The 21,039-nt window shown below is 55.1% G+C and carries 21 protein-coding genes; 9 read left to right on the top strand and 12 right to left on the bottom strand.

Annotated features, from left to right (window positions below):
* Nucleotides 1-218: 218 nt before the first annotated feature.
* Genes gspD through gspG form a run of 5 tightly spaced genes read right to left on the bottom strand, consistent with a single transcriptional unit; the run spans nt 219 to nt 5,739 of the window.
* On the bottom strand, nt 219-2,600 hold the full coding sequence (gene gspD, locus ACIONG_RS04375) for a type II secretion system secretin GspD (RefSeq protein WP_401296986.1): 2,382 nt from the start codon (nt 2,598-2,600) through the stop codon (nt 219-221).
* Complete coding sequence (gspM, locus tag ACIONG_RS04370; RefSeq protein WP_401296985.1) at nt 2,597-3,145, bottom strand: type II secretion system protein GspM; 549 nt, start codon at nt 3,143-3,145, stop codon at nt 2,597-2,599. The genes gspD and gspM overlap by 4 nt, the downstream gene beginning before the upstream one ends.
* Nucleotides 3,138-4,316, bottom strand: a complete 1,179-nt coding sequence (gene gspL / locus ACIONG_RS04365) for a type II secretion system protein GspL (protein WP_401296983.1) — start codon at nt 4,314-4,316, stop codon at nt 3,138-3,140. Before gspL ends, gspM begins: the two co-directional genes overlap by 8 nt.
* Entirely contained in the window at nt 4,313-5,272 is a 960-nt protein-coding gene (gene gspK, locus ACIONG_RS04360; RefSeq protein WP_401296981.1) for a type II secretion system minor pseudopilin GspK, read from the bottom strand. Before gspK ends, gspL begins: the two co-directional genes overlap by 4 nt.
* A gap of 8 nt (nt 5,273-5,280) precedes the next feature.
* Entirely contained in the window at nt 5,281-5,739 is a 459-nt protein-coding gene (gene gspG, locus ACIONG_RS04355) for a type II secretion system major pseudopilin GspG (RefSeq protein ID WP_401296979.1), read from the bottom strand.
* Between the two features lie 147 nt (nt 5,740-5,886).
* On the opposite strand from gspG, the gene gspI reads away from it, so the two are divergent.
* Entirely contained in the window at nt 5,887-6,261 is a 375-nt protein-coding gene (gene gspI, locus ACIONG_RS04350; RefSeq protein ID WP_401296977.1) for a type II secretion system minor pseudopilin GspI, read from the top strand.
* Between the two features lie 277 nt (nt 6,262-6,538).
* On the opposite strand, the gene ACIONG_RS04345 is transcribed toward gspI, so the two are convergent.
* The 3 genes from ACIONG_RS04345 to ACIONG_RS04335 form a co-directional block, all read right to left on the bottom strand.
* Entirely contained in the window at nt 6,539-7,057 is a 519-nt protein-coding gene (locus tag ACIONG_RS04345; RefSeq protein WP_401296975.1) for a phospholipase D family protein, read from the bottom strand.
* Nucleotides 7,058-7,157: 100 nt separating this feature from the next.
* Nucleotides 7,158-7,661: a hypothetical protein gene (locus tag ACIONG_RS04340; RefSeq protein WP_401296973.1), complete on the bottom strand. Its 504-nt coding sequence runs from the start codon at nt 7,659-7,661 to the stop codon at nt 7,158-7,160.
* A 240-nt stretch (nt 7,662-7,901) separates the two neighbouring features.
* Nucleotides 7,902-8,261, bottom strand: a complete 360-nt coding sequence (locus ACIONG_RS04335) for a DUF6124 family protein (RefSeq protein ID WP_401296971.1) — start codon at nt 8,259-8,261, stop codon at nt 7,902-7,904.
* Nucleotides 8,262-8,854: 593 nt separating this feature from the next.
* Here ACIONG_RS04335 and ACIONG_RS04330 point away from each other — a divergent pair.
* From ACIONG_RS04330 to ACIONG_RS04315, 4 genes are all read left to right on the top strand, one after another.
* Nucleotides 8,855-9,196 (top strand): hypothetical protein, encoded by a 342-nt coding sequence (locus tag ACIONG_RS04330; RefSeq protein WP_242487269.1) that lies wholly within the window; start codon nt 8,855-8,857, stop codon nt 9,194-9,196.
* Nucleotides 9,197-9,459: 263 nt separating this feature from the next.
* The gene (locus ACIONG_RS04325; protein ID WP_401296969.1) at nt 9,460-9,942 is read left to right on the top strand and encodes a GNAT family N-acetyltransferase; all 483 of its coding nucleotides are present in this window, start codon (nt 9,460-9,462) and stop codon (nt 9,940-9,942) included.
* A gap of 449 nt (nt 9,943-10,391) precedes the next feature.
* A complete protein-coding gene (locus ACIONG_RS04320) occupies nt 10,392-10,865 on the top strand; it encodes a hypothetical protein (protein ID WP_401296967.1) in 474 nt (157 codons plus the stop codon).
* Between the two features lie 204 nt (nt 10,866-11,069).
* The gene (locus tag ACIONG_RS04315; protein ID WP_401296966.1) at nt 11,070-11,459 is read left to right on the top strand and encodes a hypothetical protein; all 390 of its coding nucleotides are present in this window, start codon (nt 11,070-11,072) and stop codon (nt 11,457-11,459) included.
* A gap of 160 nt (nt 11,460-11,619) precedes the next feature.
* Here ACIONG_RS04315 and ACIONG_RS04310 read toward each other — a convergent pair whose 3' ends face one another.
* Nucleotides 11,620-11,979 carry a DUF6124 family protein gene (locus ACIONG_RS04310; protein ID WP_401296964.1) on the bottom strand — a complete coding sequence of 120 codons (360 nt, stop codon included), beginning with the start codon at nt 11,977-11,979 and terminating at the stop codon, nt 11,620-11,622.
* A gap of 521 nt (nt 11,980-12,500) precedes the next feature.
* Between ACIONG_RS04310 and ACIONG_RS04305 the strand changes: the two genes are divergently transcribed.
* Together ACIONG_RS04305 and ACIONG_RS04300 are read left to right on the top strand one after the other, a co-directional pair.
* Complete coding sequence (locus tag ACIONG_RS04305) at nt 12,501-13,469, top strand: toll/interleukin-1 receptor domain-containing protein (protein ID WP_401296962.1); 969 nt, start codon at nt 12,501-12,503, stop codon at nt 13,467-13,469.
* A gap of 101 nt (nt 13,470-13,570) precedes the next feature.
* Complete coding sequence (locus ACIONG_RS04300) at nt 13,571-13,939, top strand: hypothetical protein (protein WP_401296960.1); 369 nt, start codon at nt 13,571-13,573, stop codon at nt 13,937-13,939.
* An 894-nt stretch (nt 13,940-14,833) separates the two neighbouring features.
* On the opposite strand, the gene ACIONG_RS04295 is transcribed toward ACIONG_RS04300, so the two are convergent.
* Together ACIONG_RS04295 and ACIONG_RS04290 are read right to left on the bottom strand one after the other, a co-directional pair.
* Nucleotides 14,834-17,266, bottom strand: coding sequence for a DUF4062 domain-containing protein (locus tag ACIONG_RS04295; RefSeq protein ID WP_401296958.1), 2,433 nt, complete (start codon nt 17,264-17,266; stop codon nt 14,834-14,836).
* Between the two features lie 114 nt (nt 17,267-17,380).
* Complete coding sequence (locus ACIONG_RS04290) at nt 17,381-17,812, bottom strand: type II secretion system protein N (protein WP_401296956.1); 432 nt, start codon at nt 17,810-17,812, stop codon at nt 17,381-17,383.
* Nucleotides 17,813-17,932: 120 nt separating this feature from the next.
* Here ACIONG_RS04290 and gspH point away from each other — a divergent pair, with 120 nt between their 5' ends.
* The gene (gspH, locus tag ACIONG_RS04285) at nt 17,933-18,379 is read left to right on the top strand and encodes a type II secretion system minor pseudopilin GspH (protein ID WP_401296954.1); all 447 of its coding nucleotides are present in this window, start codon (nt 17,933-17,935) and stop codon (nt 18,377-18,379) included.
* Nucleotides 18,376-18,984 (top strand): prepilin-type N-terminal cleavage/methylation domain-containing protein, encoded by a 609-nt coding sequence (locus ACIONG_RS04280; RefSeq protein WP_007913938.1) that lies wholly within the window; start codon nt 18,376-18,378, stop codon nt 18,982-18,984. The genes gspH and ACIONG_RS04280 overlap by 4 nt, the downstream gene beginning before the upstream one ends.
* 1,088 nt (nt 18,985-20,072) lie before the next feature.
* Here the strand turns inward: ACIONG_RS04280 and ACIONG_RS04275 are convergent.
* Nucleotides 20,073-21,011 carry a DUF4880 domain-containing protein gene (locus ACIONG_RS04275; RefSeq protein ID WP_103307403.1) on the bottom strand — a complete coding sequence of 313 codons (939 nt, stop codon included), beginning with the start codon at nt 21,009-21,011 and terminating at the stop codon, nt 20,073-20,075.
* Between the last annotated feature and the right edge of the window lie 28 nt (nt 21,012-21,039).

Raw genomic sequence — 21,039 nt, 5'->3', positions numbered from 1 at the left:
CGCAACCCGAATGATCTCCCCGGTGGCAATGCAATCCCTTGGAGCACTGGGATCCCCTGTGGCGAGGGGATTTATCCCCGATCGGCTGCGCAGCAGTCGTAAATCCTGCACACGCGGTTCATCAGTAAAATCCGGGTGACTGGCTTTGGGGCTGCTGCGCAACCCATCGGGGATAAATCCCCTCACCACAAAGGCATCACTCACATTGAGGGCAGGTTTCAAAAGCGTGTGCTCCCTTCAATCGGCACCGCTTTAATGGTTGCGCGTGGGCCTGAGGTTGGCGCCACCGCCGGCACACCCTGCGCCGCCGAAGGCAACTGCGGCGCCTGCATATCCGGCATTGCCCAGCTACGCTCCGGCTGCAATCCACCCTGCGCCCGGCGCATGAAGTCATAGCGGTTCAGCGTAATGCTGCGCCCCGCTTCGCTATCACGAATGATGTACGGGCGCAGGAACACCATCAGGTTGGTCTTGGTGATCGCCCGGCGTTCATTGCGAAACAATGCGCCGAGGCCGGGGATCGTCGATAACCATGGCACCGCGTCATTGCTCTGGCTGTAACCGTCCTGCAGCAAACCGCCGAGCACCATGATCTGGCCGTCATCAAGCAGGATGCTGGTATCGATTGCGCGTTTGTTGGTGACGATGCCCGCAGCTTTTGCACTGCTGGAGGCACGCTCATCAATGCTGCTCACCTCCTGATAGATATCGAGCTTGACCGTGCCACCCTCGGAAATCTGCGGGCGCACGTTAAGCTTCAAGCCAACCTCTTCACGGGTCACCGTCTGGAACGGGTTATTGCTGGTGCCCCCGCCGCCCGTAACATAACTGCCGCTGACAAACGGAATGGTCTGGCCCACAAAAATACTCGCCGCTTCGTTGTCCAGCGTCAGCAGGTTCGGCGTCGACAACACGTTGGTGCCGCCCTTGCTCTTCAAAGCCCGGGCCAGCACTTTCAGGTCAAGAATCTTGCCGATGCCAGGGATGTCCACCGTGCCGTTGACGTAACCGAGGTTCAAGCCTTGCGGCAGCACGTCGAGGCTGGTTTTGCCGTTGAGGTTGATCCCCGAACCACCCAGATTCGCGCCACCGATCACGCCATTACCGCCGAGGTTGCCGGTCTGCCATTGCACGCCGAACTCACTGGCATCGTCCTCGCCGACTTCGACAATCAGGCTTTCGATCACCACTTGCGCACGCCGTTGGTCAAGCAGATCGATGACTTCGCGCAGGTTGCGATACAGCGGTTCCGGCGCAGAAATCAGCAAAGTATTGGTGGTGGCGTCGGCCTGAATGGTCACGCCACCGGCACTGAAGGCAACGTTCTGCTCGCTGGCCTGATTAGCGCCGCTGCTGGTGCCGCCACTGCCTTGGGCGTAACTGCCACCGGTACTTCCGCTGCTATTGCTGGTCGATGTCGTGCCGCTGCTTTGCGCACCACTCTGGCCGTTCTGCCCAGCGTTGCCGCCAGTGCTCGCACCCATCGCACTGAGCACCGAACGCGCACTGTCGCTGGTGCCGCTGTCGCTCTCGCCCGTGAGCAAACCGCGCAATGCCTGCGCCAGTTTCGCCGCTTGCGCGTTGCGCAAATAAACCACATGCAAATTGCTCGGATTGCTCTGCGCGTTGTCGAGTTTGTAGATCAGATTACGCGCCAGCTCCGTGCGCTCCGGACTGCCGGCGCGAATGATGATGGTGTTGGAGCGCGGATCACCGATCACTGCGATTTTCTGCGTCGGATCATTGCCTGGCGCATCGAGCAAATCCGCCACCATCGGCGCAATGTCGGCAGCGATACCGTTCTGGATCTGCACCACATCCGTGTCAATCGCACTCGGCGAATCAATGCTCGCAATCAACTGCGCCACGCGGGTCAGGTTCTCCGCGTAATCGGTGATGACGATGGTGTTATTGCCCGGATAGGCGTTGATCGGATTGTTCGGCGAAACAATCGGGCGCAGCACCGGAATAAGGTTCACCGCGTTCTCGTATTGCAAACGAAACGTACGGGTGAGCATGCCGTTACCGGCCGGTTTGTCAGCGCTGTAAATTGGCCCACCCAACAACTTCGCATCCGCCTCCGGCACCACCTGCGCCACGCCGCCGACATCAACGACGCTGAAACCCTGCATACGCAACGCCGCGAGCAGCATGTCGTAAGCCTGCCGCGCCGGCACCTGACCTTCCGAGACCAGCGTCAACGTGCCCTTGACCCGAGGGTCGACCAGAAACTGCTGCCCGGTCGAACGCGACAGCGCCCGCACAACCGCTTGAATATCGGCGTCGACAAAATTCAGCGTCACCGGTTGATCGCCCAAAGGATTGCTCGGCAACGCAATACCCGACGCCGCCGCGCCGCTGCGCGCACGCTTGCTGATGTTGTGCAATTGCTTCGGCACAGGTCGCGCCTGCGCCTGTGCGCGCTCGCGGTCGAGCACCGCGTCGCCGCTGCGTTGGGTGTTGGCCAGCGGCCGGCCCAGCTCACTGTCGACCAGCAACGGCGGCTGATTCTGTGGTGTAGTGGTGTTGCTGCACGCGCTCAACGCCATCAGCAGCATCGGCAACGCCAGACGTGCCGGTTTGGATCCTGACCCCTTCATGAAGCTTCCTTAGCGCCCAGCGCCTGATCCATGCGAACGGTGCCTGACAAAGTGCCGGCAGTGACTTCGGTCGAGGGGTTGTCTGCGCGTTGCAAACGGGCCTCGACCACTTGCAGAGAAAGTTGTGCCGGGTTGCTCAACAGCCAGTCGAGCAGGGCGTCGGCCGGTGCCGCGTCGAAGGTCAGCAGCCAGGCACCGGCCTCCCCGGCCTGCAATTGATAGTGCCCGGCGAGGCCGCTGGCCTGCAGGGTCTGCTCCAGCGACTGCGCCACGGTTTGCCCGTCCGGGCGCACGCTGACTTCGCGCAGCAGCACTTCCAGCGCTTCGGTCTGGGCGCGCAGCTTTGGCGTTTCGGTTTCCCAATAAGCGATTTTCTTCAGCGGCGGCTGGATCAGCGCGACCCACAGCAGCAGGCCGATCAGCGCAACGGCCATCCCGCCGACCATGCGTTTTTCGCGCAGCGCCAACGGCTGCCAACGCGCCTGCACCTGAGCGTTAACGCGCTGCAACTTGGCGCGGTACAACGCGAGCGAGGCCTTATTCATCTTCTTCTGCTCCGCCGCTGTCATCGCTCTCGCTTGGGGTGGCTTCAGTGGACGGACGCAAGGTCCAACCGTCCTCATCTGCCGTCACGCTGATACCGGCCTGGGCCAAGGTGCTTTGCCAGTCCTGATCATTGCCGCCACGACGGGCTTCACTGAGCAGACTCAGTTGCAAGGTGCCGTCGACAAATGTCAGCCGCTCGACACTGCCCGCCATCGACGGCATGCCGCTGCCGGCCTGCAACACCAGACGATTGAAAGTCTGCGCCGGATCATCCGCCGTGCTCTTCTGCCGCGCCGCCAGTTGCTGACGGGCCTGTTGCAACGGGTTGAGGATCACCGGCAACTCAGGGAACGCCTGCTTTACCCGCAGGTTCATCTGGCTTTTCAACTGCTGACCCTGCCCGGCTTCGCGAGCGGCATACAGGTTCAAACCGATCACCCAAACCGCCACGGCTAATGCTGAGATCGCGATCGCCCTGCCCCAGCCGCGATGCTCGGTTTTTTGTTGCTGGACTGCGCCATGCAGCTCCCAACCCGGTAGCGGCCCGGTCCAGCGCTGCGCATCCGCCATCGGCAATTCGGCACCCGGCGGCGGTTGATCGCCGACCCAGTGCAACGTGCTTCCCGGTTCCCACACGACACTATCGAGGCCGTCATCGAACAACGGCTGCACCCGCGCCACTTGCACGCTATCGCGCAGCAACAGATGACCGTCCTGCACGCAAGCGACAGTGCCGGGCAGCACCGGCAAACTGTACGGCGCCGGGTAGAGACCGCGCAGGTTCAGCCCAGCGCTTTTGAGCAACTGGCCAAAACGCAACAAGTGCTGCCGAGGCGCCCAAGCAATCTGCACCTGCCCGGCCTCATCCCGCGAACTGTGCGCGATGTGCATCTCGCTGCTGTCGCCCAGCATCAACGCCTGCGCCGCACACTGCACCGCCGCGTCAATCTTGTTGGCAGGCAACGGCGGTAAATCGAGACTCGCCAACAGGCTGTCAGCCGGGTGCAGAAAACACACCAGCGGCGGCAGTTTCGCCTGCTGACTCAACTGGCTCAGACTGTGGCGCTCTTCCCGCGTGACCTGCCCTTGACGATCCAGCCAGGCGCAGTGCAATTGACTGTGCAGATCCAGTTCCACCAAGGGCGGCAACGCCACTTTCAACTGGCTCATACGCCCACCCGCGACCAGATCACTTGCGGCAAGCGGTCCTGGCTGCGATGCAGCAACGCCTCAAGACTGACCCGCCGCTGATCGCGCCGCGCCTCGCCACGCAGGCGAAACCAGTCACTGGTGATGCCGACTTTGACGCTGGTCAGCTCCAGTTGCGGCATGCGCAAGCGGTTAACGAAATCGCCACGATTGATAAACCAGCGCCCGGCATCGCGCTCGGCGATCAGCGCATTGGCGCGCTCCAACGACAGCCCCGGCACATAAGCGGCTAACACCGGCGCAGTAGCCGTGTTGCCATTGAGCCAAGTCGTCGCGGGAATCACCGTCAGGTACGGCGCCAGTTTGCCGATCAGCGCCTCATTAACGCCGTCGACACTGCGCAGATCATCGATGCTGCGCAGCATTGGCAACGTCGGATTCTGCGGTTTGCGGGAAGCGTTTGGCGAGGTCGCGCGACCACTGTCGAAACCTGTTTTCGGCGTCTCGGCAATCTGCGGATTCAGCAATCTCGGGTACGAAGCAATCACCCGCTGACTGATGCGCTGGCTCAACCCGGCACTGACCCCGATCAACTCGCACAAGCGCTGAAACGCCGCCACCTGCGCCTCATCGACCCGCTCGTTGGCCACCAGATTGCGCAGGTTGAACTTGCCCTGCTCATCCTCCAGTCGCCCCTCAAAACCTTGCGCGGAGAGACGCTGCGCCCACGGCTGATCGAGCCGGGTCAACGGGTCGCGCTGACGTGCATCCCAGAGCAATTGCCGGCTGATCTCCAACCCGCCCTGCACCACCCAACGCCCCTGCACACGCTGCTGATCCGCCTCCAGCGCACGGGTCGACACGCTCTGGCGCGTCAACATGCCCGCCGCAATCACCGCCACCACAGCCGCAATCAACAACGCGCTGATAATCGCCATGCCCTGTTGCTTCGCCCCCTCAGGCGAGCGGCTGTTCATGGCCGGCCTTACAACTGCCAGGAACCGATATCGGCATTCACGCCGTCGCCGTCCGGCTGACCGTCGGCACCGAGGGAAAAGATGTCGATCTCGCCATTGGCGCCGGGGTTGAGGTATTGATAAGGACGCCCCCACGGATCGTTCGGCAAGCGCTCCAGGTACGAGCGCCAATTGCTGTTCTTCGCATCCGCCGGCCGCTCCACCAACACCTTCAGCCCCTGGTTCATGCTCGGGTAAGTGCCATGATCGAGGCGATACAACTTCAACGCCTGCATCAACCCACTAATATCCTGCTTCGCCGCCGTCGCCCGCGCCTGATCCGGCCGGTCGAGCACCTTGGGCACCACCATCGCCGCCAGAATACCCAGAATCACCACGACCACCATGATCTCGATCAGGGTAAAACCCTGCTGCCCACGGGGCGTGCGCATCGGTTGCTGAAGCGATTTGAAAGGTGCGATATCCATCTCGACATTCCCTGGCTTGATTCGATTCGACGCGCAGTGTTGCAAGAAGATATGTCAGTGATGTTGAAAATCCTCGGGTGTTTTCGTCGTCAAGCCGTCAAGGACGGGGGTTAGCGTCGAGGGCTGGGTTTGGGTTTTGGGCCAGTTATGCGTGCGCGTTCGCGGGAAGAAGGTTTCACGTTGATTGAGGTGCTGGTGGCGCTGGCGATTATTGCTGTGGCGATGTCGGCGGCTGTGCGCGTGGCGGGGTTGATGACGCAGAGCAGTGGGGTTTTAAGGGATCGGTCGGTGGCGCTGATTGCAGCGCAGAGTCGGATGGCGGAGTTGCGACTGGAAGGCAAGTTGCCGATCGGCATGAAAGCGCAGGATTGCGATCAGGGCCGGCTAATGCTGCGCTGTGAACAGGTAATCGCAGCGGCAGAGAATGGTCGATTGCTGAAGATCGGCATTCAAGTCTTCGACCGAAACCAGGATGCGCCGCCGCTAGCAAAACTCGAAACCCTACTAAACCGCCCCCTGTAGGACCTGCCGCAGGTTTTGTGGTGTTTGCAGATTTTGCACTCACCACAGAACCCTGTGGGAGCGGGCTTGCCCGCGAAGGCGCCAGAACAGACACCCATCAATCACCAGGTGACCCCGACCCCGACACGCGCATCACCCCGTCAATTACAAATTATCTAACACCCGATTCACCGCCAGCACTCCCTATAACCGAACACGGCAATCGGTCGAACATCGGCTTCCGCCCGATGACTGACTAACCTGCCATCCCAGCCAGACATTCATATGCCCGTCAGCGTTACGGATAAGGCACACCAAGCTCCCAGCGTGATTGCCAATGCGCAATGTATTGACGCGAAACCTCCGCCATATCTCGAATCACAACCACATTTTCCGAGTTAGCCTTTTCGGCGGACGGAGCGAAATTGAACGAACCTGTTTCGATCGTATTACCGTCGACGATGATGGTTTTGTCGTGATGAAGATGGAAATGTTCATTGGTACGCAGTTCCACGCCGTTCAAAACCACAAGGTCCATCGCCGCCTTACTGGACTTGCCCAGATTTCGCTTTTTATCGACCACTATCCGCACCTCCACCCCACGCTTCTCCGCATCAATCAAAGCCTGCACGATATCGGGAGCCTGAAACGCATAGGCGAGCATTTGAATGCTGTGCTGCGCAGACCCAATGGTTTGCAAAACCAGCTTTCGCGCCGAACCTTCCGGGGAAAAACCGACCTGCACGCTTGGTTCGGCCTGGGCTATGGCCGCAATACTGAACAACATCGCCAGCGCCGCGCATTGCAATTTAGTCATGCTTGAAGACCTTCAGTTTAAACAGCCGGGACGCTTTACTTGCTCGATGCCAGTCCATCTGAGCCAACTCTTCCCAGAAAAGATCTGCAGCACCAGCCAACTATCCTGCGAAGTCGCAATGTATCTGCATGCTCTCTGTCGGGTTGCAGTGAATCTTGAAACCGCACTGCATCAGCGCAGCCTTGACCTCGTTGAGAACGCTGAGATGTTCAGCCGCCCTGCTGTGTTGAAGGCTCGGCGATGTAAATACGCCCAACGGCAAAAATCGCAGTCTCCTGCCATTCAGAATGATTGAAACATCCACATGAGAGCCATCCACGTCATGCCCATTGGAGCCGAATATATCGCTCACCTCGTCTTTTCGGCCTGGGTAGCAAGCGCAAAACAACCGGATGCCCAGCCACCTCGACAGGACCCTGAATAACCCAAGTTGACTGGTTTTATTTTCATATCCCCGAACGAGCAGGAGTTGAACTGACGGGGGAAGCCTCGACTGGGCTTCAATCAATTTAAGAAAGACATTTTGTTCAATCAGTACTTCAGAGGATGGCCAGCGAGGCTTGACCTTCAAGCCCTGATTCTCTCCCTTGAGAAGGGTCAACATAGCGTTCGAACTCTATTTTCAACTATTTGATTTCGCGAAATTTAGCATGGGCAAGCGCTCCCTGCGCCTGCAGACAAAAATCCAGGCTGTCGGGCCGACATCGCGCTCAAGCCAACTCCCACAGGTTTCAGCACCGGACACACTATCCGTGACCACCCCAAAACCCTGTAGGAGTGAGCCTGCTCGCGAAGGCGCCAGAACGGACACCCAATCAATCACCAGATGTACCCGACACCCGCATCAATCCGCCAATTGCAGATTATCCAGCGCCCGATTCACCGCCAGCTCACCAAGCATGATCAACTGCGCAATCCCCAACAACGCCCGACGCTGCGCCGCCGGCAACAGACTGGCGCAGTCCTGCGCAATGGTTTTGGCCGAAGCGAGTGTTGCACTGGCATCGACCAGCAGTTCTTCGGTTTTGTTGTCCGCAGTCACGGCGTACATCCCACGGTTTTTACGTCGGGGCGGCGTGGAACCGGGCGGACAGAGGTAATGGTCTAGGGCGCGGTCGGCGGCTTCGTGGAGTTTTTTGGAATCGATGGATTCGTAGGGGGAAACCGAGGCGGTTTCGGGCGGATTGGGTGTTGGTTTGATCATGGTGAAGCTCCTTGATGACTGGAGCTGCCACCGTTCGCGGTCAAACAAACAGGGTGGCAGCTGTACGCGGGTTGACCGACCGGACATCAAGGAATCCGGCACACCCGAAGGTGTCCCACGCACAGCCACCGCGACATGATCTCAGACAATGCGTGAACACGTGCAGAACGCTGGCGCGCCTTGATATTGGGCGGACGGTCAAATCCGATCGCTGATGTGTCAGCGACCGCACCACAATAGAACCCGCCCCCAAGGCGCACAAGCCGGCGGATTCTGGCGTAGCTGTAGGCAAAGGCGCAAGGATATGTAGCCTGGGAGAGTGTTTGGAGATGTCTTTTTAAACGCTAGTGTTTATCGAGACCTTAATGCGGCACCTCCCCTACTTAAACGAATCTGCCCCAATTACCGGCAATTTTTCCCGCGCACAAAACGTAAACCCAGTCGGGGCGTAAAGGCATTGCGAGCGACTCGACAGAAGCCACTCACCAACAGTCAATCAAAGGACTGTAAGAAATGTTGAACGCAACTTTTGCCTCAGGCATTCTGTGCGACGCAAATGTACATGGACGGTAGATTTTTGGCGGTACTGTTAAATGAAACTAAAAATATTAGTCATCAGCCTTTTATGTAGCGTCAGTTTATTTTCTAGCGCAGCAGACGTTCCCATCAAAGAGGGAATGCCATTTTCGAAAGCCCGAAAAGCTTTGATCAAAAATGGCTGGAAGCCGAATCCGTCCTACTCAGGTGAGTTCGGGGTCGAAAACGTCATCCAAAGAAAAGGCTTCATTGAAATCGAGTCTTGCACGGAGGGCGTCCGTTTCTGCAGCTTCAACTACATCAAGAACGGAGATTGTTTAGGTGTAGGAACTGTTGGCGAAGAAGTGAAAGACATGAAAGTTTATTCCTGGAACTTCAAATGCCCGGAAAAGGATTGAAACCAGACGTCAACAACAAAGTGATAACAAAGGGGGCTGATTTATTTTATAGAAAGAAATCAGTCCCCTTTTTTTGAAATCCTCATTGCGTCTCGGATCCCACAACAGCTCCGTCCCCTTGTCCCAACAGACGTAAGCGTCCGCGGAACACATCCCCCTGAAGCTGACATGGAGCCATCGCCTCCATTGCACCGAGGCAATAGTGGTTATGCGGATTCTGTTCTCTGCATAATGACTGACCGGCCATGTTTAGGGTGCTTGTTATGCCAGCCTCCGCTGATCAAAACTCCGCTGTCGTTTTATGCGCAGCTTCCAGTAACGACCTGGAAGATCTGGTAGCCATCAGGATTGAGGCCATGCGCGAGAGCCTTGAACGGCTTGGACGATTTAACCCGGATCGTGCGCGCGAACGATTTATTGCTGGGTTCGACGCTAACAGCACACGCCGCATAGAAGTCTCAGGTGATCTGGTCGGTTTTGTCGTAATCAAAGACCATCAGAGCGAGCTTCTGCTTGACCACTTGTATGTGATACCCAGTGCGCAAGGAGCAGGAATCGGCTCTGAAGTTCTTACTCGGATTTTCAGAGAGGCTGATGAGATCGGGCGTCCCATCAAGGTGGGTGCTCTCAAGGAAAGCGCTTCAAATCGTTTTTACACTCGCCATGGCTTCGTGTTCGTCGAAAGCGGTGAATTCGATAATTATTATGTCCGGGCTAGCAGTAATGCCGTTGATTTTGGCGACTAGGTAATCTTGATACGGTGCACCGTCAGAGGTTGCACCGTTGGATGGGCATCCACCTGTGCGGCAGTAGCTCGGTAATCTTATTCGCCTGCAGATCATTCAAAGGGTCGGATCTATTTTTCAAAAATAAATCCGCACCCTTTTCCTTCTTATCGGGAACGAATTCCGTAATGCCTCTCTGAATAGATCCGTTCACTTATCCCTAGCGAAATGCTCAACCTCGCAGCCCATCGAAACCCCGCTCGCCGGTAAACCGTGCTTCTCTGCCGTCTGGCCCTCTACCCTTCTGATAGCCAGCGACTGAATTACCGGAAGTGGTCAGGATGACTATGCTGTTGACTTACCTAGCTGAAAAAATAGTCAGGCAACGCCAATGTCGAGGTTGATATTTAGAATGCAATTCACCGATCTGATATCAAATCGACCTGGCAAATAAAGCAACGGAGTGCGAGATGAAAGTCATCGCTTTTTTAGCCATTTACCTCGCAGGTGGGGTTGCCCTGTTTCCTTTCCTTGACCTCATGCGTCCCGTAGGTGTTTTTCTCGACCATTTCTATTCACAAATTTTCCTGGGTTCCGGCGCTGATGTAGCGGAACGCCTGAGCCTGAGCTTTATGTACGCAAGCCTGTTTCATCTGGTGTGGTCGGCTTTATTTTCTGAATCTGCAAAAAACTGGGTATCTACGATTAACTTCAGAGACCTTTGCTATCTCGCTATTCGATGCCTGAGTTTTTTTTGCGTCAGCGTGATAAGTCTCGGGCTGGTTGGAATAACCAGCCAAAAAGTGCCCCGTACGGACTTTCATCAATATTTCACTTTTTTGGTGATCTGCATGCTTCTGGGTCTTTGGGCGTGGTCACTCAAGGATTTTCTGGTGGCAGCCCTTCATTGCACCGGAAGAAAAATCACAGGAACGACTAAATAAAAGCAGGCAATTACCTAAGTCACTTTTACTAGGCTGCATTCATAGCAGCTTCCAATTTTCAATGGCTCAGCACTAGGCCTAAAGCAGCAACAAGGGAGACAGCACTTCCCGAAGGGCTTGGCAAAAGAACCACCATCCCCCACAACCTCACACCGAATGTCAGAAGCTTTTGTCGAGCTAAAGATCGGCTATAGGAACTGTCAAATGAAGGCTTCGACCCTCGTACTAGCCGCACTTTATTGCATGGGTATCAGCGCAACGCTTGCCGATGCCTCACAGGCGCCAAACGACAAGAGCGGGCCAGCAGGCATCATCGTCGGTGAGCGTTTGGCTGCGGCCAGATCCAAGCTAGTCAAACAAGGCTGGAAGCCGACGCGGATGCATACCAACGACGGCTATGAATACAGTGGCGCGGAGAAAGAGCTGGCTGCACACAAGTTCTTCGAACTGGACACCTGCTCGTTTGATAGCTCGCGCTGCATCTTGTACTACGCGAAGACAGGAACTTGCCTACGCGTCGATACCATCGGTGAGCAATTCGATGACATGACGGTGACGCGATGGACCCGTGAATGTTCCGAGGCGCCTCAATAACCACACGAAAACGGCGCAGGACAGTAACCGACCCGCTCCCACAGCTTTCAGCGTCGTACACAACATCTGCAATCAACACAAAACCCTGTGGGAGCGGGCTTGCCCGCGAAGGCGCCAGAACGGACACCCAATCAATCAGCAGGTGATCCCGATACGCGCATCACCCCGGCAACTGCAAATTATCCAACGCCCGATTCACCGCCAGCTCCCCGAGCATGATCAACTGCGCAATCCCCAACAACGCCCGGCGCTGCGCCGCCGGCAACAGACTGGCGCAGTCCTGCGCGATGGTTTTGGCCGAAGCGAGTGTTTCACTGGCATCGATCAGCAATTCTTCGTTTTTGTTGTCCGCAGTCACGGCATACATCCCACGGGTTTTCCGAGGCGGCGGCGTGGAACCGGGTGGACAGAGGTAATGGTCGAGCGCACGGTCGGCGGCTTCGTGGAGTTTTTTTGAGTCGAGGGATTCGTAGGGGGAAACCGAGTCGGTTTCGGGCGGGTTGGGTGTTGGTTTGATCATGGTGAAGCTCCATTTTTATACCTGGTGGAACCACCAACACCTGTCGCTAAACAAGTAAGGGTGGCAGCTGTGCGCGGGTTAGCGAACCGAGAGGTATAAGACCCGGCAGACCCGAAGGTCTCCCACGCACAGCCACCATATCGTCGTCGCAAACGTCTGCGACAAACTGGAGCGTCGTTGTACTTATACCTGGTCAGGTCGCTAAACCCGGTCGCTGGGTTGCCAGCGACACGTAGACGATAAAGACCAGGTACAAAGCGCACAAGCCGGCGGATTCTGGCGTAGCTGTAGGCAAAGGCGCAAGGGTGTGTAGCCTGAGAGAGTGTCTGGAGATGTCTTTTTAAACGTCAGCGTTTATCGAAGCCTTACAGCGGCACCTCCATGAGGTGGGGAGGCCGGCCAGATGATTCTCAGATTTATTTTCTGGAAATAAATCAGTTCCCTTTTTCCCCTAACCTGTACTTCTACGGCGAGCAGATCATATGATCGGAACAGTATCTACCTGAGAGGGAGTAACCATTTTGCCGAACGTGTTTTTCTCTTACTGCCATGCGGACGAAGCCTTGCGCGACCAGCTGGAAAAGCAGCTTTCTATGCTCAAGCGCCAGGGGGTCATTGATACATGGCACGACCGCAGAATTGGTGCGGGCCAAGAAATCGATGCAGCAATCGATGATCACATCAACAGCGACGAAATCATCCTGTTACTGGTCAGTCCTGACTTCATCGCTTCCGACTATTGCTACAACATCGAGATGGCCCGAGCGATGGAGCGCCACGCAGCCGGGGAAGCGATCATCATTCCTGTGATTCTTCGCCCATGCGATTGGCACTACGCACCGTTCGGCAAGCTGCTCGGCACGCCCCAAGATGGGAAGCCAGTGACACTTTGGCCTGATCGGGACGAAGCATTCTTGCAAGTCGCGAAAGAGGTGCGGAAGGCCGCCGAGCGATGCAGCCGCAGCCAACCGAGCACAACACCGCGACCTGAGCTTAAAAATTTCAATGCCGGCTCAGTGCCCACCCCCACGGCCCCGACTAGCACTAGGTCGAGTAACCTTCGGATGGCTAAAAGCTTCACCCAACTGGACAAAGACCGCTTCCTGCTCGAAGGCTTCGAGTACATCGCCCGCTACTTCGAGAACTCGTTGGCGGAGTTGCAGACACGCAACCCAGGGTACGAAGGGGTATTTCGACGTATAGATGCCAATCGCTTTTCTGCAAATATCTACAAGGATGGCCACGACGTTGCAAAGGCGACTGTGTTCACCGGCGGCCAGCTAGGCGCCGGGATCTATTACAGACATGGAGATTCGTTTGGCGGTGGCTCGTTCAACGAGGCACTTACAGTAGATATAGACGAACACTCCTTGTACTTGAAGACTTTTGGGATGGCGTTCCACACTCGGCAAGACCAGAAGCTATCCCAAGAAGGCGGGGCCGAGACGCTTTGGAGCCTTCTCATCGCACCGCTACAACGGAATCGGTGAGTCATCGCTGGATGCGATTTAACCAGAGCACAGGGGGCAACTCGCCTCGTTTACACTGTCCCTGCTACCAAGAAATAAGACCCACATAGAAGGCTCAGACCATGGAAGTAGTCCTGCTTGCCCACATCACATTTAACCGAATAGGCTCAGCCAGTGGTCGCGGAGGCTTTCGAAGCCAGCGCCAGGTTAGATTTTCTGCTGAGGTGGCAGACACCGATCAATCGGCCTTACGGGAGTTGGTGATCGAAATCGCGGAGGCCAATGGTGAAGCGGCGGGAGTCCTGAACGACTTGAGGTACGAGCGAAACTACGGAGGGGAAATGGTGCTCAACATCCAAGGCCCGAATACCTCATACAGCACCGTTTATGCCCAATGTCGCATCATCCATGCGCTGAAAGCCAACGGGCAGTACTTCGAGCTTCAGGAGGCAGACATCGGAGGTGGCAAACTGTTTGTCTCATCTCAGTAGGCTACGTAATTCGCATGAGGGGTATAGCTATTAGAAATGAGCGCTATTACTCATTTAACTATATCAAACACTATACACATCAGGCTCACGAACATAATAGAAAGTTTTATTTTCAAAACCGGAACAACGAAACACGTAATTATTATAAATATCGATTTGAGGGATTGAATTGACATACGCATTGATTGACAACGCAACTTTGACTGCAGCCCAGAGAATCGAAGGAAACGTTCTCACAAAATCGAGGAAAGGCAACTGCAACAGCGACATCTCTTCCAGTTTTTTCGGCTTGGCTGGCAAAAAAAACTGGTGATTCTTGTCGTATTGTAGAGGCCGCATATTCGTTGAAGCCTGAGAGAGAATGCGCGAGACAAGGCGTTCTTTTGATGAGGACGAGTTAGCAGTTGCAAATAAAAAAGTCGCGTCCTTGATTTCGGAGATATCGAAAGCTTCTAATGATATAAGGATAAAATATGGGCTTCAGACAAGGCAAGGGGTGCCGGTGACTAAGCTTGTACACGTATAAAACACCGTAGCAGCGCTTAACTCGACGCCCAAAATCCCCGCCTTTAACTTTAAAGTTAAAATTCCAGATTTTATTTACGACCTTAGAAAGCCGAGGGGATTTCGCGCCGTTTATCGAAATTTGACTCACGACCTTTCAACGGTATGGTCGCTAGGTGAGGCCCGAGACATCCTTGGAAGTAACATCTCGATAGATACGAAAGCTCGAGCATACAACCCAAAACAAGAACAGCCTCGGCTCGCAAACTCTCACTCACAATTCGAAAGCCCGATATAATTTCACAGCTATTATTCAAAGGGGACTGATTTATTCCTGAAGATAAATCAGCCTCTATCTCTCTTTTCATGCAAAACTTCACCCTTACACCATCAGCAAATACACACTTTTCTAAAAGCATTATTAATTTGTTCTTTTGAACCATAAAGTCCAAAATCAAGCCAATGAATCACATTATAATACACTTGATCAGCGCGATTACATCTATTAAACATAGCAACCAGTCGAGTTCTCGAATAGGCCTTTGCACATTTAAGCGCACAATACTTACGGACCTGAGGATCATCATTATTAAGCATTTCCAGAACCACATCGTCGCCAAGACTTGTAAACTCTTTTTCTTTAATAGAAGAAATAATATTACGCCTTATAACACTAGGGCAATCCAACGCCAAAACATCGGCAAGCCTGTTCTTTCCAAGTTTCAAAACCGTTCTAACTGCTAAACTCTGAACTGCTTTAGAGACCTCTCCACCACCAAGTAATGAACTGCTTGAAGAAGTTTTACCAAACCTCTTAAACAAATCAATAACCAGCAAAACGTCCTGCCACTCTCCAAATAAATAAAAGTATTCCAAGTCGGCTTCGATGGGAAGCACGGAAGCATCAGTTAGTGACAACCTAATAACGGCCAAGTCTTTTTTTGACTTCTTTTCTACCAACAACGTCAACGCCTCTCTGATAAACCTGCTTATTATATATTGCTTTAAATCATCAAACTGTTTCAAAGTTGTATTTGGATCATCATTTCTTGCTTCAGCCCATAAACGCATATGCTTTTTATAAAAACCCTCATATTTATCTAGCAAATTTTTAGTGAGTTCCGGGCGATGAACATCAATTCTCCTTCTCGCCAACTCAATGTAAGCATCAGAATTTATCGGTAAAAGCCTATGCATTCTCCTCTCTAATTCGGCGCTGTCCATTAAGGCCAAAACTCGCGACTGGAATTTCGACCACGCGAGAGTTTCTTCGGACGTCGGTTTTGACGGATCTTTCATCACAATAGCTTTTGCTTCGTCATCGCTCAGGATTGCCCCCTGTTTTAACAAAGCGGGAATGGCCAATGCCCTAACGCTAGGCTCCGAATCCTGTTGTATAGTTTCAATAAGATTGGTGGAGAACAAATCTCTAACAATCAATATTTCTGCAGCCTTAGTGCGAACCGCTCTATTCCGGTTTTCTAGTGTTTTAATTAAAATCTCGGTTCCGATATGGCTATGATTCTCAAATATTGAATTTATTAACCCCTCCCCCAGCCCTGCTGGCTGAAGATAATTAACCGCTTCCAAGCCGGAGTTCAAACCTACGCGAAGCTTAATAGACACGTAGGCTTCTTGCGCCGAGGCGATTGTCTGTGAATCATTTTTGTTAATTTCCTTGTGTATTTCATCAAGATCATCCTCCACCCCATTTTCACCCAAATAACGAAGAGCGGAGTTCTTGACCGAAGACGTAAACCTATCTGAAAGCCACGCGTCGACAAACTCTCTCCTAGTGACAAACTCATGCGACGTCAATTTCGTCCCCGTGATTGTCATCAAATCCAAGATGGAACTGACAATGGAGTGCCCTCCCTCCGGTATTGTTAAAGTCAGAAAGCTTAAACTGTAGTGCTTGTTTATTGGATGTTGCAACCAGTACCATATAGGAATGTTCTCATATTTAAGGTTTCTGGCACTTGAATGCAGCAACCCGAGTAATTCCTGCTCGTCCAACTCACAACTATCTTTATTTCGATAGATAAGATTAGCATCGTGCGTACCTAGATAAGAATTGTCATTTTGACCATCGCCCAATCCATTAGCTATGAGCCTCAACCTAGCGACTTCGAACGGCTCTAATTTCGCTCTTTTGGAGGCATCGCCACTACGGTGCAGAATAGACTGAATGAAATTCGCACTCTCACCCTGAATAGGACTGAAGTCGAATGTTTCTCTATTTTTATCGCTTTTACTGGATTCGACCTCGACATCTGGAGCGTGAGCAGCCTGCGGTTGAGAATCGATTAAATCAACATGCTCCAACACATAATTAGAAATGCATTTTCTAATTATGCCTTCAAAATCCTTTTCATTTTCAAACTCTTGAAATAATAACGCTTTATCCTCGATGATTTTCTTTCTAAAATTTACAACTTTCTGAAGCTGCTGACCGGGATCGCTCAGGGCAAGCGTATCAATTTTCTTGAAAAACAAACTTATTAGAGGCTTCTTACAGTTCCTGTGACCTGTCGTCGCGATTGCAAACTCCTCTTCGAATCCTGACTCATATTTACTTTCGTTGTCAGGGGCCGACCCCCAGCGTTTCCACAGAATTCCAATAAATACGTCGCAACGCTCTAAATCACGGTTGATAATTTCCTGCGGCCTACCCGCACTTGAGACCGTATCCTCCCACCCCACTAATTCGATATGCACATTTAGCTTTAGTGAAAGCATGGAGTTCAGTTCGTCAGCAACCTGCTTTGCCACTTTGCGCTCTAGGAATAGATCGCCCGGTGAAGCTAAGAAAAAACTTATCACCTTCCTATTTCCAGCCACTGCACGACCCCATATCCATCTGAATTAAGGCTTCCAGTATTCTGATTTATTCGACAGATCACAATGCCCATATCATCTGACTGTAGTGGTCAACAATCACGGCCTAACCAACCTAGGCATCTCCACCCCCTCCCCCAACCTCTCCACCCCCAACCTCACCCTCTCCCCACCCTGCTCAATCACCACCCCATCCCCCTCCACGGCCACCAACTTCACCCCAGGCCCAACCTTCTCCCCCTGCAAAAAACTCCTCGGCGGCCCATCGTTCAGACTCAGTATCGCCACCGCCCCCCGACTCCCCGCCATCACCCCGCTCACCTTGATATCCACCGGCGCCGTTTGATTGGAAAACCATTGCAACGCCGGGCTATCCCTGCGCGCCGCGAGCAATTGCGGGGCTGCCGGCGGGGTGTGGGATTCGGCGGTGGTCAGCAGCAGCGACGACCATGTCGCCACGCCGACCAGCGCTGCGAGCAGCGCGAGGGCCTGGACTATTTGGGGTGGGGAAACGCGTGCGGTGAAGGTCATGGGTTGAATCTCCTTTTTATCCCTGCTGCCAGCCTACGCGGCAATTCTCTCCGTTTTATTTCACACGCCTTACATGTTGGCCGTGCAGGATGATCCTCAACGCAAAGGAGCGCGCAATCGATGAACAGGCAACGGGGCTTTACCCTGATCGAGTTGATGGTGGTGCTGGTGATCATCGGCATCGCCAGCGCGGCGATCAGCCTAAGTATCAAGCCCGATCCGTTGCAGTTGCTGCGCAAGGATGCCGAGCGTGTGGCGCAGTTGCTGCAGGTGGCGCAGGCGGAGGCGCGCGCCGATGGCCGGCCGATTGTGTGGGTGAGTGATGCCAAGGGGTTTCGGTTTAGTCGGCGCAGTGACAGTGGCAAGGGGTTTGATCATTTTGCGCAGGATCCGCAGTTGCGGCCGCGTGCCTGGCAGAGTCCGAAGGTGGAGGTGCGGGTGGAGCCGAAACAGCGGGTTGTGCTGAACGCTGAGTGGATTAATCCGCCGTTGCAATTGACGTTGTCGGATGGCTTGAATCGCTTGAGTGTGCTGCGTGATGGCAGTGGAAGGATCAGCCTGCAATGAAGCGCCAGCAAGGGTTTACGTTGATTGAGGTGATGGTCGCGATTTTGTTGATGGCGGTGGTGAGTTTGATTGCCTGGCGGGGGCTGGACAGTGTGACGCGGGCGGACAGTCATTTGCAGGCGAGCAGTGAGCAGAGTGACGGTTTGTTGCGGGCGTTGAATCAGTTGCAGCGAGATGTGGAGATGCGGGCGGGGATTGAGTTGACTGAGCCGAAGAAGGTTGGGGTGGATGATGAGCCGCCGAGCGCCCCGCCCGCTCTGACTGTGCGCAGTAGCGACAGTAAGGGTTTTCGGCTGGACATTATTCGCACGGCGGCGGATCAGCCGGGGGCTTTGCAGCGGGTGCGGTGGTGGGTCAAGGGCGACACGTTGTATCGGGCGGTGGCTGAGGCGCGGAGTCGGTATCCGTTGCCGGCGCCTGGGAATGGGGTTGCTGTTTTGAGTGATGTCAGTGATGTGCAGGTGCGGGTTTGGGAGGTGGATAAGGGCTGGCGGCAGTTGAGTGGGAATCGGCGGGAGGATCCGTTGGGGTTGGAGATTCGGTTGAGTCGGGGGACGGCGCAGGGGGTGGAGAAGTATCGGCAGGTGATTGGGCCGTTGGAGTGATTTGCGGGCCATGAATAAAATGTGGGAATGGGTGGAGTCAGTTGTGGATTGGTTGGCTGGTAGGCCGTCATCGCTGGCGAGCCAGCTCCCACAGGGATTGGGTGAGGTCAGTGGGGATTGTTGGCTGTGAGGCCGTCATCGCGAGCAGGCTCACTCCTACAGTTGGATCGGGTACATCAGCAAGAGATTGGTTGGCTGGCAGGCCGTCATCGCTGGCAAGCCAGCTCCCACAGGGATTGGGTGAGGTCAGTGGGATTGGTTGGCTGTGAGGTCTTCATCGCGAGCAGGCTCACTCCTACAGTTGGATCGGGTGCATCAGCCAGAGATTGGTTGGCTGGCTGGCCGTCATCGCTGGCAAGCCAGCTCCCACAGGGATTGGGTGAAGTCAGTTGGGGGACTGGTTGGCTGTGAGGTCGTCATCGCGAGCAGGCTCGCTCCTACAGTTGGATTGGGTACATCAGCAAGAGATTGGTTGGCTGGAGGGCCGTCATCGCTGGCAAGCCAGCTCCCACAGGGATTGGGTGAGGTCAGTGGGATTGGTTGGCTGTGAGGTCGTCATCGCGAGCAGGCTCACTCCTACAGTTGGATCGGGTGCATCAGCAAGAGATTGGTTGGCTGGCAGGCCGCCTTCGCGAGCAGGCTCGCTCCCACACAAAAGCAACAGCAAGATCAAAAGATCGCAGCCTTCGGCAGCTCCTACAGGGGTGATATGTACCACCCGCACGCGGCGAATGCCGCACCACTCAAAGGATGAGCGTTAGCTCGGCTGCAGCTTTTGATCTTGATCCACGGGCGACGTCGGAAGGCTGAGTGGAGGGATTCATCCGGGGGTGGGAGCGCAGCGACCGTTTGGCGCAGCCAAACACATCGAGAGGAGGTGCAGCGAAGCAAACCGGAGGCGATGCCCCCGGATGGATCCCGGAGCGAAGGAACCCCGAGCCTCAGCGAGCGGGCCGCACGTAGGAGCAAGCCTTTTGGGTTACCTTTTCGGCGTTTGGAAAAGGTGACCCGCCGTAAGGGCGGAACCCTAAGCAGCCGTTACCGCAGCAACGGATATGTACCCAGTCAAACCCACTAGCTCAAAACCACTAGCTCAAAACCACAACGCCACCCGGCAACTCGGTGCATTTGACCCCGTAGGCATCCCGAATCAGCAATGCAACGCCAGCAAGTTGGTCAAGGCTGAACCGCGCCTGCACCCGCCGCTGCCCAAGCTCACGGTTGAGTAGCAACAACATCCCCGGTCGATACCGGTTGATCTCATCAATCATCTGACTCAGCGTAGCGCCGTTAAACACCAACACTTGCTGCCGCCAGTTCATCACCGCCGCCGTATCGACACTCTGCACACTGCCAACCTGCCCCGCGTCATAAGTCACCTGCTGCCCCGGCTCCAGGCGCAGGCTACGACCTTCAACATCCACTTCAACCGCGCCATCGAGGCAAGTCACGCAGACTTGCTGATCGGTATTACGCAGGTTGAAACGCCCCTGACTGGCACGCAACCACCCTCCCCCAGCCTGCATCGCCAGCGGCAACCGCGCCGTCTGCACTTCAACCTCACCACTGACCAACTCAAAACCCTGCACACCGTCAGACACTGCACGCTGATTGATCCGCGTCTGCGTGTTCAACTCCAGGCTAACCCCCTGCGCCGGTTCGAAACGCCGCTGCTGGCCGACTTCAGTGATGAAGTCCGCACCCAGCCCTTCGAAGCCACCGGGAATCGTCCCGCGCACCAGCAAAAATGCCGCCGACGCAGCAATCGCGCCGCCGAGAAAGGCGCGGCGGCCAAACCCACGCGGTGCCTGCAATCCTTCGGCGGCGGGTTGCAAGTTGTGCCACAACACCTTGGCCTGCTCGAAAGCCTGCGCATGCTCGGCGCTCTGCGCGCACCATTCGCGCAGAGCGCGGGCGTCGGCCACGGTGGCGCGGCCGGAGGTCAGCAGGACCAGCCAGTCGCGGGCTTCGCTGTGCAGATTGTCGGCCGCCGATGGCTCGGCAGGTGTCAGTCGAAAGATGTTCAAACGCGCAGATTCTCAACGAATTGATCGG

The organism is Pseudomonas sp. NPDC087817, from assembly GCF_044742875.1.
Lineage (GTDB): Bacteria > Pseudomonadota > Gammaproteobacteria > Pseudomonadales > Pseudomonadaceae > Aquipseudomonas.
The sequence above is the reverse complement of the archived record's forward strand: the minus strand, read 5'-3'. Positions and strand labels throughout refer to the sequence as shown.

Excerpts from the sequence above, each read along its gene's own strand:
- gspD (WP_401296986.1), bottom strand. The coding sequence starts at position 2,600 with ATGAAGGGGTCAGGATCCAAACCGGCACGTCTGGCGTTGCCGATGCTG.
- gspM (WP_401296985.1), bottom strand. The coding sequence starts at position 3,145 with ATGAATAAGGCCTCGCTCGCGTTGTACCGCGCCAAGTTGCAGCGCGTT.
- gspL (WP_401296983.1), bottom strand. The coding sequence starts at position 4,316 with ATGAGCCAGTTGAAAGTGGCGTTGCCGCCCTTGGTGGAACTGGATCTG.
- gspK (WP_401296981.1), bottom strand. The coding sequence starts at position 5,272 with ATGAACAGCCGCTCGCCTGAGGGGGCGAAGCAACAGGGCATGGCGATT.
- gspG (WP_401296979.1), bottom strand. The coding sequence starts at position 5,739 with ATGGATATCGCACCTTTCAAATCGCTTCAGCAACCGATGCGCACGCCC.
- gspI (WP_401296977.1), top strand. The coding sequence starts at position 5,887 with ATGCGTGCGCGTTCGCGGGAAGAAGGTTTCACGTTGATTGAGGTGCTG.
- ACIONG_RS04345 (WP_401296975.1), bottom strand. The coding sequence starts at position 7,057 with ATGACTAAATTGCAATGCGCGGCGCTGGCGATGTTGTTCAGTATTGCG.
- ACIONG_RS04340 (WP_401296973.1), bottom strand. The coding sequence starts at position 7,661 with ATGTTGACCCTTCTCAAGGGAGAGAATCAGGGCTTGAAGGTCAAGCCT.
- ACIONG_RS04335 (WP_401296971.1), bottom strand. The coding sequence starts at position 8,261 with ATGATCAAACCAACACCCAATCCGCCCGAAACCGCCTCGGTTTCCCCC.
- ACIONG_RS04330 (WP_242487269.1), top strand. The coding sequence starts at position 8,855 with ATGAAACTAAAAATATTAGTCATCAGCCTTTTATGTAGCGTCAGTTTA.
- ACIONG_RS04325 (WP_401296969.1), top strand. The coding sequence starts at position 9,460 with ATGCCAGCCTCCGCTGATCAAAACTCCGCTGTCGTTTTATGCGCAGCT.
- ACIONG_RS04320 (WP_401296967.1), top strand. The coding sequence starts at position 10,392 with ATGAAAGTCATCGCTTTTTTAGCCATTTACCTCGCAGGTGGGGTTGCC.
- ACIONG_RS04315 (WP_401296966.1), top strand. The coding sequence starts at position 11,070 with ATGAAGGCTTCGACCCTCGTACTAGCCGCACTTTATTGCATGGGTATC.
- ACIONG_RS04310 (WP_401296964.1), bottom strand. The coding sequence starts at position 11,979 with ATGATCAAACCAACACCCAACCCGCCCGAAACCGACTCGGTTTCCCCC.
- ACIONG_RS04300 (WP_401296960.1), top strand. The coding sequence starts at position 13,571 with ATGGAAGTAGTCCTGCTTGCCCACATCACATTTAACCGAATAGGCTCA.
- ACIONG_RS04290 (WP_401296956.1), bottom strand. The coding sequence starts at position 17,812 with ATGACCTTCACCGCACGCGTTTCCCCACCCCAAATAGTCCAGGCCCTC.
- gspH (WP_401296954.1), top strand. The coding sequence starts at position 17,933 with ATGAACAGGCAACGGGGCTTTACCCTGATCGAGTTGATGGTGGTGCTG.
- ACIONG_RS04280 (WP_007913938.1), top strand. The coding sequence starts at position 18,376 with ATGAAGCGCCAGCAAGGGTTTACGTTGATTGAGGTGATGGTCGCGATT.